We start from the raw sequence: 12,810 nt of genomic DNA on the forward strand, positions 1-12,810 counted from the left end.
AGCGGGCACAACGGGTCCGCAGCGCCGATCTCGCCCCACCGTGCTCGATGTTTCCGGACAATCCCGGACACGGAGCCTGGTGGATTTTTCAATGCGGCGAAGCCGCAATCAATTCACGACCGCAACCCTGCTCTTGAGACTCACCGCTCCCGTCGTGTTCGTTGTGACCTCGTCGTGCTCGTTGTGATGAACCTCCGGGCCGCTGCACTCTCTACACGAAGGGCAGGGAACGCTACGTTGACCCGATGACGGACAAACCCAACGCCTCCACCCCGCCCGCCTTCGTCCCCGACTGGGGCGACAAACCCTGTCCAAAGCCGGGGCTTCCCGCCACGACGCCGGAGCGCACAGCCGCCCTCATGGACGGCGTGCAGATGCGCGAGAACCCCGCCGAATGGGCCTTCGTCCGCCTGTCCAAACTGATCGAGGATTTCGAGAAGGGGCTCGACAAGGATGACGAGATCGGGGCCCGCATCGTCGGCCTGCCGGGGGACGGCACCATGTCGATCGAGGACCTGGGCTTCTGGGGCCCGGACTTCATCATGTTCCTGGGCAAGAATTCCGACGGCAAGCCGGTGCGGCTGATCCAGCACTATGGCCAGATCAATGTCCTGCTCGACGCCCGCAAGAAGCCCGAGGAACGCGAGGCCCGCCGCATCGGCTTCCAGCTCTCGGAACTGGTCAGGAAAACCAGCCCGAAGTGACCGGGCAGGGGCCGCGGCCTCAACAGTGTCTTCTCGCCCCCGATCTTCTCGCCCCTGGACACCCTCGACTCACCCCTCCCGCCCCGGGCCGGGGCACCTGAATCGCGCGCAAGGCCGCTGTACGACCGGTTCTGACGCAGCCGTCTGCATAGTGGAAGAACGCCCGCCGGGCGGGTCTTTGACAGTCCGGAACATGCCGCCCGCGCCGCTCCCAGGCGCGGTCGAACGGTCGGCCCCTCCGGGCGGGACTCCGGGTCAATTTCAGCCCGATTTTTCTGGCGCGAATGGTGTCTTCCCGACCCCGCCTGCGCGTCGGATCAGAGCGAGGCGGCCCAGTCCGTGGCGCGCACCAGGCTGTCGACGATGCCCGGTTCGCTTGAGGCGTGGCCGGCGTCCCTGACGATGTCCAGTTTCGCCTCCGGCCAGGCGCGGTGAAGCGCCCAGGCGCTGGCGATCGGGGTCACCACGTCGAACCGGCCCTGGGCGATCCAGCACGGAATGTGCTTGATCCGGCTGATGTTCTTCAGCAGCCAGCCTTCCTCGGGGAAGAAGCCGCCGTTCATGAAGTACCAGCATTCGATCCGGGCGAAGGCGACGGCGAACTCGGGTTCGGCGAACTTGTCAGGTCGGGCGTCGGGGCCCTCGACGCTGACCGTCTCGCCCTCCCAGCTCGACCAGGCGATGGCGCAGCGCTCGCGCTCGGCCCGGTCGTCGCCGGTCAGCCGCTTGTAGTAGGCGCCCATCAGGTCGTGGCGTTCGTCTTCCGGGATCGGCGCGACGAACCGCTCCCAGGCGTCGGGGAAGATGTTCGACGCCCCGTCCTGGTAGAACCAGTGCAGTTCCGGCTTCGTCAGCAGGAAGATGCCGCGCAGCAGCAGGGAGGCGACCCGCTCCGGATGGGTGATGGCGTATGCCAACGACAGGGTGGAGCCCCAGCTGCCGCCGAACACGACCCATTTGTCGATGCCCAGCAGTTCGCGAAGACGCTCGATGTCCTCGATCAGGGTCCAGGTGGTGTTGTCCTCCAGCGAGGCATTGGGCCGGCTCTGGCCGCAGCCGCGCTGGTCGAACAGGACGATCCGGTATTTCGCCGGATCGAAATAGCGCCGCATGCCCGGATTGACCGCGCCGCCGGGTCCGCCGTGCAGCACCACGACCGGCAGCCCCTGCGGATTGCCGCATTCCTCGTAGTAGATTTCGTGCACGCCGCCGGTCGACATGAAACCGGTCGCATAGGCCTCGATTTCAGGGAAAAGCTCACGGCGAGCAGTAGCGGGCGCAGGGAAGGCCATACGGGTAATCGGTCTCGGTTCGCGCCGTCAGGCGGGTGTTGATTGTGACCGCAATGCGGCAACGAGAAGCAAAAGCCAAGCTGCGATCATCATCACGCCGCCGATCGGCGCAACGGCACCCATCGCGTTCAGGCTCAACAGGGCGATCGCTGAAAGGGCCAGGCAGAAGACAAGGCCGCCCAAGGCCGAAAGCCACCCCGCCAGCACCACCAGCCGGCCGCGAGCCGGCCATGCGGCGCAGAGCAGGGCGAGGACGGCGTGGACCATCTGGTAGTGGCTTCCGGTGGTCAGCAGCGCCTTGATCTGCGGCCCCGTCCCGTGCGCCGCGAAGGCGCCGATCAGGACGGCGAGCGCCCCGTTCAATGCCGCGAAGGCCGCCAGCTTGCGAGAAATGGTCATTACCAGACGCTAGCCGACAGAATCCCGCGCGTCTGCTATTCGCCGACGATGAACGCCGCCCAGCGCATGGCCCTGCAGTATGTGTTGCTCTTCGGCGCCACTGGCGTGAGCCTTCCGTTTGCAGGCCTGTGGCTGAGCGCGCAGGGGTTGAGCGGGGCCCAGATCGGAACCGTCCTGGCGGCACCGATGCTGGCCCGAATCATCACCGGGCCCCTGCTGGCGGTCTGGGCCGACGGCTTCCGCCTGAGGCGCACGCCGATCGCGCTGCTCGGCGGGATCATGGCGCTGGGCTATGGCCTTGCGGGCCTTGCCGACGGCTTCGCCCTGCGTGCCGCCGGCTGGTTCATCGGGGCCACGGCCATGGGGGTGCTGGTGCCCCTGACCGACGTGATGACCCTGCGCCTCGCGTCGCGCTTCGGCTTCACCTTCGCCCTGCCGCGCGGGACCGGCTCCGCGGCCTTCGTGGTCGCCAACATCGGTATGGGCATGCTCCTGCTGACCGCGCCGGTCGACGGGATCATCGTCTGGATCGTGGCCACCTCGGTGGCCTTCGCGGCGACCGCCATCCTGGCGCTGCCGGCGGAGCCCGTGGCGGACGGCGACCCCCTGCGGGGCCGGGAGCGGTTCCGGGGGCTCGGCCAGCTGCTGGGCGATCCGGTCTTCCTGACGACCATCTTTGCCGTCGGGGCCGTCCAGGCCGCCCACGCTTTCCAGTACGGCTTCTCGGCCATCCTGTGGAAGGCACAGGGGATCAGCGAGGCCGTGACGGGCCAGCTCTGGGCCTTCGGCGTCGTGGTCGAGATCGCGCTGATGTGGCTGTTCGAGCCGTGGCGGCGCCGCGTCGGCATCGGTCCCTGGAGCCTGCTGATGGTCGGCTCGGTCGCGGCCATCCTGCGCTGGAGCGTGATGGCCCTCGCGCCGCCGCTGTGGCTCCTCTGGCCCCTCCAGGCCCTGCATGCGCTGACCTTCGCCGCCACCTTCCTCGCCGGCGTACAACTGGTCGAGCGTCTGTCGCCGCCCGGGACCCATACGGCGGCCCAGATGCTCAGTTCGGTGTTGTCAGCCGGTGTGCTGATCGGCCTCGCGACCGCCGTGTCCGGGCCGCTCTACGATCGCTTCGGGGCGGGCGGCTACTGGGCCATGGCGGCGCTGGCCGGCGCGGGCCTCCTCGCCGCCATCCCGTTGCGCGGTCAGTTGGCGCGGGAGCGGGGCAGGGGCGGCAGGTGATGCGCCATGGCCTGGGCCGCGGCCTTGACCGCCCGCTGCACGGCCGCGTCCGTCTCATGCTCGGGCGCGCGCAACAGCCCGATCGCCGGCGTATCCCGCCCGTCCGGCAGACCGGACAGGACGCGGTACAGCAGATAGCTGCCGGCATCCTCCTCTGAGTCCGAACTGGCGTCAGCGGCAAGGCCGGCCTCATTCAGGGCCCGCACCATGTCCGCGACCGGTGCGGTCGCCCGCGCCAGCCCCGGTCCGACCACGTCAAGCCGCCGACCATCGAGGGACCGGTTTTCCGCCCTGATCTGGACCCGGAACGAGTCACTGCGCCGCGTCCGTCCGACGAGGAGCAGTCCCCGGCAACTCCGGTCATCCAGATGGGCGGAAAGGGCCGCCGCCAGGGCCTCGGGCGCGCCCGCATCGACGGCCAGGGTCCGGGCACCGACCGGGTTCCAGACAGCGCCGGACAGATCCTCGACCGGGTCCCAGCCCTCTTCGTCGACGTCCCAGGCGCAGATAACGAGGCCCGGTCGGTAGTCCGGGGCAGTCTCGTCCTTGGGCTCAACCATGGCCAGCCTGTATACGACAAAAGTGTGACACTGGGCGGCACGGTGTCGCCACCAGGCCCCGGACGTCAAGGCGCAATCGCCATCTGCGGCGTTAGGTGCCGCAAGATTCCCGCGTCAGGCGAGGTCGCCGATCGCAGCGTCCAGCAGCATGAACGCCCGGCCACCGTCCGAGGTCAGCCGCCCCAGAACGCCGGGTCCGTCATTCGCGCCGGCCCGGTTCGCCAGATCGCGTGCGAAGGCACGTACATAGGCCTCGGCATCGGCACGCAGGTCGGGATCGGTCAGCACCCGGCGAGAGACGCTCCGGACCGCCGCCGGGGCCACACGGCGCACGATCTGACGGGCACGGTCGGGATCGCGCTCGGTCACGGCCTGCGCCGCCTCCTCGACCCGTGAGCGGGGGAGCAGGGCGTTGGGATCCACGCCCATGCGGCGGATCGCTGCCGTGATACGCTCTTCCAGCGCGTCGGCGGCCTCGGCCGGCATGACCGGCGTTTCGAGATCCAGAGGCGCTTCACCGGGGCCATCGTCTACGAGGTCGCTCCAGCCCAGGCGATCGCTGACAGGAGCCGCCGATCCGGGCATCGGTTCGAGCTTCAGGCGGCCACGGAGGCCAAAGCCGCGGGAATCTTCGCCCCTTGCTGCCCGTGAACGGCCGCTGTCGGTGTCGACGGACGCAGGACCGGCCGCCGGGACCGGCTCGCGTCGCCGCAGCGCCGGCGTGTCGCCCGACACGATCCCCATCAGGCGCACAGCCTCGGTCAGCATGTCGTAGTTGCGCCGCACCCGCTCCTGGAAGCCGGCGTCCAGCGCCTCGGTGTCTGCCGCGGCCTTTTGCGAGGCCGCGGCGAGGGCGGCCAGCCCTTCCTCAACCGAGACCCTGACCGCCTCGGCCCGTTTCTGGGCCTCCTCGGGCAGGCGGGCGGCACGCTGATCAAGGTCAGCGATGGTCTCATCGATCTGGGCGAGGGCGACGTTCATCCGTTCAACCGTCGTCTCCAGGCGCTCAAGCGCCCGATCACCGGCCTCATCGACCAGCCCGCTGGTTTCCATGACGATCTTGCGAGCCGAGTCGACGCGGGCATCCGCCGCCTGATCCGCTTTCTGTGCGGCATCGAACAGGGCCTCGCCCAGCCGATCAGCGCGAACCTGGGCCTGTTCGGCGGCATCGGTTGCCGCCGCCCGGGACTCCTCGGCCGTGGCCTGCAGTGCGGACAGGGCGGACCGGGTCTCCTCGACAAGCGCGTCGCGAGCCTCGGCTGCCAGCGCCTCGAAACGGTCGAGCGCAAGCTTGGTCGCAGCATCAAAGCCGTCGGCCTCCCGCTGGGACATTTCCACAAGGGCCCGGAACTGGTCCGTAGCTGCTTCGACCAGGTCCCTGATCGTCTCGGTGGTCCGGGTCGAGGTGTCGCCAAGCTCTCCGGCGGCGGTACGGGTGGCGGACAGCTGTTCGCTCAACTGGGCGCGCTGGCTCTCGACCTGGGCCGAGAAATCTTCCTGGTCGGTGCGCAGGGCATAGGCGGCGGTCACGAGGGCGGCGCGCTGCTGGCCCAGACCTTCCTCGACCGACTGGATCTGTTCGGCGACGCCCGACCCGGCGTTCTCGAGCCTCAGGGTCTGGCGCGCCAGATCGTCGGCGGCGACGCGGGCCGCGTCCTGGGCTTCGCTGGCGGCGGCGGCCAGGTCGGCCGCGCGGGCGGCCAGGGCGGCCTCGGCCTCCCGGAGCTGGGTCTGCGCCAGGTCGGACGCATCGACAACCATGCGCGACTGGCGTTCGACGGCTTCGATCACGCCCGACGCCTGACTGTCCATCCGCGTCGCCAGAACCTGCATCTTCTCACGCTCGCCGCCGAGTTGTTCAGCGAGGCGACGCGCGGTCCGGCCGGCCGTCTCGGCGGCCTCGTTCAGCCGGGTTGTTTCCTGCGAGAGGGCCTCCCGCAGCAGCGCCATGTCGTGACGGGCGCGCTCGGCCGCGAGAGATGCCTGGTCGATGTCGTTCCGGAGCGAGTGCAAGACCTCACCGGTCTGCTGGGCCGCCAGTGCCGTGGGAGCGAGCAGGGCCTCGGACAGTTCGCGCGCCCGGCGGGTTTCCGCGGCGAGACCGGCGCCCTGGCGCACGGCATGGGCCAGCATGATGGCCATTCCGGCCGGTGCCAAGGCGATCAGCGCATAGACAGCAAGCCGGAGCGGCTCCAGTTCGACAGCGCCCGAACCGACCTCGAAGGCCAGCCAGGCGGCGACGCCTCCGACCCAGAGCGCCGAGGCGACGCCGGCGACGAGATAGGCGTGACGGCCGGACGGCGCAGGTGCCTCGCGGACCTGGATTCGTGCCGGTGCCGGGGGCGGCTCGAAGGCAACCGGCGGCGCAGCCGCCGATATGCCGATTTCGGGGGTGACTGTCTGCGTCGGCGCGGCCCGCCCGGTCTCGGCGAGCGCCCGCTCCTCGGCGCGACGCTGCTCGTCGGCGAGCCGCCGACGACGACGTTCGGACATCGGGCGTTCGACAACAGGTTCCTTGACCCCGAGCGACAGCTCGTCCGGATCCCGGAACGGCTCCGTGGCTCCCGCCGCCGGGTCCGGTTCGGTCAGATTCATCGCGGGCCGTTGACGGGGTGATTTCATGGAGCGGCGATCTCGTCACGGAGCGCGTCGACAGCTGACGCGCGGTAGGACGTTTCGACCCTAACGAGTCAAACGCGGCGCGCAAAGTCAGGGGTGTATGAATCCGGGGACAGTCGACCCCAGCGACGATCAGCAGTCCTGTTTGCGCTCGGTCGACGCAGCGATTATCGCCGCCGTCGGACTGTCGCCGCAATCACGGACCCGGTGGATTTCACGCTGGGGCGCCTGGCGTGGGTCAAGGTCCACGCCGAACTGCGACAGAGCCGCAGCAGCCAGCATGGCCACGAACCCTGCGATGAACTCGATCAGCGCTTGCATCGCCGATCTCCCCCTGTCCGACTGACGGTGGCTCTTATGCCCTCAAAACCGCGTTCGGACAATGCCGGACCACATGAACAAAGCGTCACCATTGACCCGGTGCACCTGCTCATGGAACGGAAGTCGTCGGTGCGCGTCCTGTAGAGCTTGAGGCGCACATCGCCGTCACGCGAATCGGCCAGACCTGCGCCATGCAACAGACCGGGCAAGACCACAGCCAAAGCCTGCTCACGCCGGGCCGCAATTGCTGGCGGGTTGAGACGGCGGACCGCTTCGCCGTTCTGATGGAAAACGCAGCCTATTTCGACGCCCTGCGGTCAGCGCTCGGCAAGGCGCGTCGCTCGATTGTCATTCTGGGCTGGCAGTTCGACCCGCGAACGCGGCTGGACCCGCAGAGTTCGCACACAGACCATCAGGCCCAGATCGGGCACCAGCTCCGTATGCTGGTGAAGGCCCGGCCGGAACTGGACGTCCGGCTGCTGATCTGGAAATCGCCGCTGCTTATCTCTGCGTCGCAGGGCTTCTACCCGCACAAGGCCCAGGTGTGGTTTCGCAAGCGGATGGTGGAATTCCGCCTCGATCCGCCGCCAGCCTTCGGTGCCTGTCACCACCAGAAGGTGGTCATCATCGACGACGCTGTGGCCTTCTGCGGCGGTGGCGACATCTCAACCGATCGCTGGGATTCCGAAGAGCACCTGGACGGTGATCCACGCCGGTGCCAGCCATCCGGTCTGATCCCGCCTCCCCGGCACGAGGTTATGGCGGTCATGGACGGAGCCGCAGCCAGGGCGCTCGGCGACCTGGCTCGGGAGCGCTGGTTCCGGTCGACCGGCGAGCGGACGGTTCCTGACGAGGCGACAAGCGATCCCTGGCCCGACGATCTTGAGCCGGATATGCATGGAACGCCGGTCGCGATCGCCCGCACCGAACCCGCCACCGCCGGACGATCCGAAGTCCGGGAGAACGAGGCCCTGCATCTCGATGCCATTCGGAACGCCAAGCGTCTCATCTATCTGGAGAACCAGTACTTTACCTCGCCGGTCATAGCGGAAGCCCTCGGGGCGAGGCTTGCCGAGGAGGAGGGTCCCGAGATCGTGCTGGTTTCGACGGGAACGAGTCCCAGCTGGTTCGACCGCATCACCATGGACACAGCCCGGTCAGAGATACTGTTCCGGCTGGAGCAGGCCGACCGGCACAACCGCTTTTTCGCGTTCACGCCACATACGCGACAGGGCGAGAGGATCATCGTCCATGCCAAGGTCTCGATCTACGACGACGTCGTGCTGCGGATCGGATCGACCAACCTGAACAACCGGTCGTTCGGCTTTGACACCGAATGCGACATCGCCGCCGAGCCGGTCGATGATACAGGCCGTGATGCCATCCGGCGGTTCCGCCAGCGGACCATCGGCCACTGGATCGGCGTCAGCGGCGAGGCTTTCGGCGCGGTCGAGGCCGTCACCGGCACGGTGGGCGAGGCGATCCAGCAGTTCGACACCGGCCGGATGCATACGCTCGGAGCAGAGCCGCCGTCGCGGTTCGAGCGGATCATTGCCGAGTTCCAGCTCGGAGACCCGGCCTCCACCCGGGACGCCTTCCGCCCCTGGAAGCGGCGCAGCCGTTCGCACCGCACCCTGCCGCCGCCTAGGCCGTCCTGATCTCGAAATCGATGATCAGCGGCAGGTGGTCGGACGCCATCCGCGCGAGGGGAGAGAAGGGTGCCTTTACGGCCGTGACCACCAGTTCAGGGCTGGTGAAGCAGTGGTCGATCCGGATGGCCGGAAAGCTCGATGGAAACGTCTTGACCGAGGGCTTCAGCCCGAGGCTGCGCTGACAGTCGGCCAGACGCCGTGCGAGGGTCTGGTAGGGCCGGGTGACGGAAGTGGCATTGAAGTCACCGGTCAGCAGGGTTGGGCCGACGCAGTCCGGATGGCCCAGCCAATCAGCCCCGACCAGCGCCGCCGCCTGCAGCCTCTGCTCCCGGGGCACGAGGCCGAGATGGGTGTTGATCACATTCAGTTCGACGCCGTCGAAGTCGATTGCCGCCCAGATCGCGCCGCGCGGCTCGAGGCCCGGTACGCCCCGGATCGTCGGGAGCGGTCCGGATTTCACAAGTCGCTCGGGCCGCAGGGTCAGGACCGCGTCGCCGTACTGCTCGGCCTCGACCCGCATGGCGGCGTGGAAGTGGAAGGTCATGGCCAGGCCATCTGCGATCGACCGGGCCTGATCGACGTAGCCGGTGCGGGCCCGGCCGACGTCGAGTTCCTGCAGGCAGACGATATCCGGCTCGTGCTCGGCGATCACGCCCACGATGCGGGCGACATCGAGCTTGCGATCGACGCCGACGCAGCGGTGGACATTGTAGGTCAGCAGGCGGGGCATGACGTCCTGAACAGGGGCCGGGCGGCGGTCAGGCCATTACCACGGGGAATATGACACCAAAGCGGCCAGCGGCGGCGTTGGTTCAGATCAGCACCAGCCGATCCTCGATCTCATTGGGATTTTCCGTGCGGGGCGGAAAATGCTCTGCCAGGACGTCGCCGCACAGACCGATCGACACCTCGAAGCCCGCGGCCGGATCGTTGTTCTTCATGCCTTTTGCCAGCGCCTCGACGGCGTCGGCCCAGATGGCCTGGTCGACCTTGCTGTGGATACCCTCGTCGGCGACCACCTCGACCTGATGATCGGCCAGTGCGGCGAAGATCAGCACCCCGGTCCGCTCGCGGGTGATGTGCAGACCGTGGGCGAGGAACTGCTCCATCGCCGCCCGCCGTACCCGTGCCCGGCGCACGCTGCGTGGCGTGACGAAGCGGCGAACCCCCGGGATCGAGGTCAGCAGGAAGGCGGTCACGAAGACGGCCGACTGGATCAGGGCATAGGCGGCCAGTGACTGGCCCACCACCACGTCGGTGGAAGACAGATGGGCGGCCTGCCAGCCGTCTCCCATTCCGGGGATCCAGGCCGGATCGAACCCGAACGGGATCAGCCCCAACGGCAGCAGCAGGGCCGCGGCCGCCGCCCAGCCGAGCGAGATGTCGCGATAGGACGAAACCCGCCGCGCCAGTACGCAGAAGATTTCGCCCGAGGTCTTCGCCTCGGCCGCGGCGATCGCATCGCCGATGCGGCTCTGCACCTGGGGAGTCAGCTTGATCACCATCCTCCGGATGCTCCACCGCCGCCGAAACTCCCGCCGCCGCCGCCGAACCCGCCGCCACCGCCGAAGCCACCCCCGCCGCCGCCGCGGCCACTGCTCCTCAGGGCTTCCGTGGCCGCCCAGATCAGGATGGGACCGACGCCGCTGGGACGCCGGCGGCCCCGGCCTCCGCCGCCGCCAATCATGGCCAGGATCATGAGGAAGAAGATCACCACGATCACGATTCCGACGCCGATGGGGGCCCCGGACTTCGGGCGCTCCGCGGCGGCCGCGCGTGCCTGGGCCTCGGCCGGGTCGAGTCTCAGCTGGCGGTCGATGGCATCGACGCCCTGCTCGATACCGCGTTCGAAATGGCCCTCGCGGAAGGACGGCAGGATTTCATTCTGGATGATCAGGGCGGAAAGGGCGTCGGTCAGGACGGGCTCCAGCCCGTAACCCACCTCGATCCGGACCTTGCGTTCGCGCGGCGCGACGATCAGCAGGACGCCGTTGTTCTTCTGCGCCTGACCGATGCCCCAGGCGCGGCCCAGCTGATAGCCGTATTCCTCGATCTCATAGCCCTGCAGGTCAGGCACGGTGACGACGACGACCTGATCGGTCGTGTCGCGCTCGAGCGCCTCCAGCTTGGCGGCCAGCGCCAGTTCCTTGGCGTCGGAGACAAGGTCGCCGTGGTCGATCACCCGCCCGTTCAGGGGCGGGAAGGTCGGTCCGGCAGCCAGCGCCGGCGCGGCCACTGCGAGCCAGACGACCGCCAGCAAGGCCGTTATCAGGGCGGCCGCCCTGACCCGGAGGAAACCCGGAAGGGTGCGGATCACTGCGCCGCCGGTGCCGCGGGCGGGGGCGAGCCGGGGGCTGCGGCAGGCGCGGAGCCGCCGGGGCCTGCCGGGTTCAGGGCATCGAAATTCACGCCCGGCGCGGACTGGGCCGCCTCCGTCGCCGTGAACAGCTGCATCGGCTCGGAACCGCCGTGAATGGTGTTGGCCCAGATGACCGTCGGGAAGGTGCGCAGCGTCGTGTTGTAGTCGCGCACCGCCTCATTGTAGTCGCGTCTCGCGACGGCGATGCGGTTCTCGGTGCCTTCCAGCTGCGACTGCAGGGCGATGAAATTCTGGTTCGACTTGAGGTCGGGATAGCGCTCGACGACCAGCAGCAACCGCGAAAGCGCCTGCGAGAGTTGGCCCTGTGCGGCCTGGTACCGCTGGAAGGCGGCTGGGTCATTGAGCGTCTCGGGCGTGACGGTCACGCCGGTCGCCTGCGCGCGGGCCTCGATCACCTGGGTCAGGGTGGTGCGTTCGGCGATCGCCGCGCCCTGCACGGTCGCGACGAGGTTCGGCACCAGATCCGCGCGGCGCTGGTATTGCGACTGGACATCGGCCCATTTCGCCTTGGCCGCCTCTTCCTTGGTCGGAATGGCGTTGATCCCGCAGCCCGCCATGGCGGGGGTCAGGATCACGACGGCCGCGAGGGCCGAAACACGGGGTGAGAAGCGGATCATCGACGTCTCCTGACAGGCGAGAGTCCGACTATCGTGCCTGAACGGCGGCGGTTCAAGCGTCCAGAGGTTCGGGCGTAACCTTGATCGACCGGCAGGCCGCCGAATAGGTGTTGGCCAGCAGGCAGGCGATGGTCATCGGGCCCACGCCGCCCGGTACCGGCGTGATCCGTCCGGCGACTCCGGCGGCCTCGTCGAAGGCGACGTCGCCCACCAGACGGGTCTTGCCTTCGGCAGCCTTGACCGGATCGCGCGACGGGACGCGGTTGATGCCCACATCGATGACGGCCGCACCCGGCTTGATCCAGTCGCCGCGGACCATCTCAGGTCGTCCGACGGCGGCGACCAGAATGTCGGCGGTGCGGCACAGGGCCGGCAGGTCGCGCGTACGGGAGTGCGCCACAGTGACGGTGCAGCTCTCGGCCAGAAGGAGTTGGGCCATCGGCTTGCCGACGATGTTGGAGCGCCCGACGATGACGGCGTTCAGGCCGGACAGATCGCCCAGTTCGGCCTTCAGCAGCATCAGACAGCCCAGCGGTGTGCAGGGAACCAGCCCGGGCAGGCCGACGGCCAGTCGGCCGGCGTTGACGACGTGAAATCCGTCCACATCCTTGTCGGGATCAATGGCGTCCAGCACGGTCGAGGCGTCGATATGGCCGGGCAGGGGCAGCTGGACGAGGATCCCGTGGATGCCGGCGTCGGCATTCAGGTCGGCGATCAGGGCCAGCAGGTCGGCCTGCGAAGTCTGGTCGGAGAGCCGATGCGTATCGGACCGCATGCCGGCGCGCTGGGTCGTTTCGCCCTTGTTGCGGACATAGACCTGACTGGCGGGGTCCTCGCCGACGATGACGACAGCCAGGCCGGGCTTGATGCCATGGGCCGCTTCCAGACGCGCCGAGGCGGCGGCCACGCGCTCCACAAGGCCCGCGGCAAAGGCCTTGCCGTCGATCAGGGTCGCGCAGGCGGGGTCGGCCGTCATGGATTTCGGCTCCGGTCGTCAGGAATCGTGCGGTTGCCGCGATTTACAGAGGGCGCGGTTCGG

General features: G+C 68.6%; 13 protein-coding genes. 3 read left to right on the top strand and 10 right to left on the bottom strand.

Annotated elements, in window-relative coordinates; translation table 11 throughout:
- Positions 1 to 245: 245 nt before the first annotated feature.
- Complete coding sequence (locus tag KB221_06145; protein WIY70600.1) at positions 246 to 704, top strand: DUF6173 family protein; 459 nt, start codon at positions 246 to 248, stop codon at positions 702 to 704.
- 317 nt (positions 705 to 1,021) lie between these two features.
- On the opposite strand, the gene pip is transcribed toward KB221_06145, so the two are convergent.
- Together pip and KB221_06155 are read right to left on the bottom strand one after the other, a co-directional pair.
- Positions 1,022 to 1,996, bottom strand: a complete 975-nt coding sequence (gene pip, locus KB221_06150) for a prolyl aminopeptidase (protein WIY70601.1) — start codon at positions 1,994 to 1,996, stop codon at positions 1,022 to 1,024.
- A 27-nt stretch (positions 1,997 to 2,023) separates the two neighbouring features.
- A complete protein-coding gene (locus tag KB221_06155; GenBank protein ID WIY70602.1) occupies positions 2,024 to 2,395 on the bottom strand; it encodes a DUF423 domain-containing protein in 372 nt (123 codons plus the stop codon).
- Between the two features lie 48 nt (positions 2,396 to 2,443).
- Here KB221_06155 and KB221_06160 point away from each other — a divergent pair, with 48 nt between their 5' ends.
- On the top strand, positions 2,444 to 3,622 hold the full coding sequence (locus KB221_06160) for an MFS transporter (protein WIY70603.1): 1,179 nt from the start codon (positions 2,444 to 2,446) through the stop codon (positions 3,620 to 3,622).
- Here KB221_06160 and KB221_06165 read toward each other — a convergent pair.
- The 3 genes from KB221_06165 to KB221_06175 all read right to left on the bottom strand — a co-directional run bounded on the left by KB221_06165 (position 3,586) and on the right by KB221_06175 (position 7,122).
- Positions 3,586 to 4,182: a hypothetical protein gene (locus KB221_06165; protein WIY70604.1), complete on the bottom strand. Its 597-nt coding sequence runs from the start codon at positions 4,180 to 4,182 to the stop codon at positions 3,586 to 3,588. The two genes, KB221_06160 and KB221_06165, sit on opposite strands and share 37 nt — an antisense overlap.
- A gap of 114 nt (positions 4,183 to 4,296) precedes the next feature.
- Complete coding sequence (locus tag KB221_06170; protein ID WIY70605.1) at positions 4,297 to 6,804, bottom strand: tipN; 2,508 nt, start codon at positions 6,802 to 6,804, stop codon at positions 4,297 to 4,299.
- A 129-nt stretch (positions 6,805 to 6,933) separates the two neighbouring features.
- Entirely contained in the window at positions 6,934 to 7,122 is a 189-nt protein-coding gene (locus KB221_06175; GenBank protein WIY70606.1) for a hypothetical protein, read from the bottom strand.
- Between the two features lie 191 nt (positions 7,123 to 7,313).
- Between KB221_06175 and KB221_06180 the strand changes: the two genes are divergently transcribed.
- Complete coding sequence (locus tag KB221_06180; protein WIY70607.1) at positions 7,314 to 8,780, top strand: phospholipase D-like domain-containing protein; 1,467 nt, start codon at positions 7,314 to 7,316, stop codon at positions 8,778 to 8,780.
- On the opposite strand, the gene KB221_06185 is transcribed toward KB221_06180, so the two are convergent.
- The 5 genes from KB221_06185 to folD form a co-directional block, all read right to left on the bottom strand.
- A complete protein-coding gene (locus KB221_06185) occupies positions 8,767 to 9,504 on the bottom strand; it encodes an endonuclease/exonuclease/phosphatase family protein (GenBank protein WIY70608.1) in 738 nt (245 codons plus the stop codon). The genes KB221_06180 and KB221_06185 overlap by 14 nt on opposite strands.
- A gap of 82 nt (positions 9,505 to 9,586) precedes the next feature.
- Positions 9,587 to 10,279: a TPM domain-containing protein gene (locus KB221_06190; GenBank protein WIY70609.1), complete on the bottom strand. Its 693-nt coding sequence runs from the start codon at positions 10,277 to 10,279 to the stop codon at positions 9,587 to 9,589.
- Entirely contained in the window at positions 10,273 to 11,091 is an 819-nt protein-coding gene (locus KB221_06195) for a TPM domain-containing protein (protein WIY70610.1), read from the bottom strand. The genes KB221_06190 and KB221_06195 overlap by 7 nt, the downstream gene beginning before the upstream one ends.
- The gene (locus tag KB221_06200; protein ID WIY70611.1) at positions 11,088 to 11,771 is read right to left on the bottom strand and encodes a LemA family protein; all 684 of its coding nucleotides are present in this window, start codon (positions 11,769 to 11,771) and stop codon (positions 11,088 to 11,090) included. Before KB221_06200 ends, KB221_06195 begins: the two co-directional genes overlap by 4 nt.
- 52 nt (positions 11,772 to 11,823) lie before the next feature.
- A complete protein-coding gene (gene folD / locus KB221_06205; GenBank protein WIY70612.1) occupies positions 11,824 to 12,747 on the bottom strand; it encodes a bifunctional methylenetetrahydrofolate dehydrogenase/methenyltetrahydrofolate cyclohydrolase FolD in 924 nt (307 codons plus the stop codon).
- Positions 12,748 to 12,810: the final 63 nt, after the last annotated feature.

The sequence above is a fragment of the Aquidulcibacter paucihalophilus genome (genome assembly GCA_030285985.1).
In the GTDB taxonomy this organism is placed as follows: domain Bacteria; phylum Pseudomonadota; class Alphaproteobacteria; order Caulobacterales; family Caulobacteraceae; genus Brevundimonas.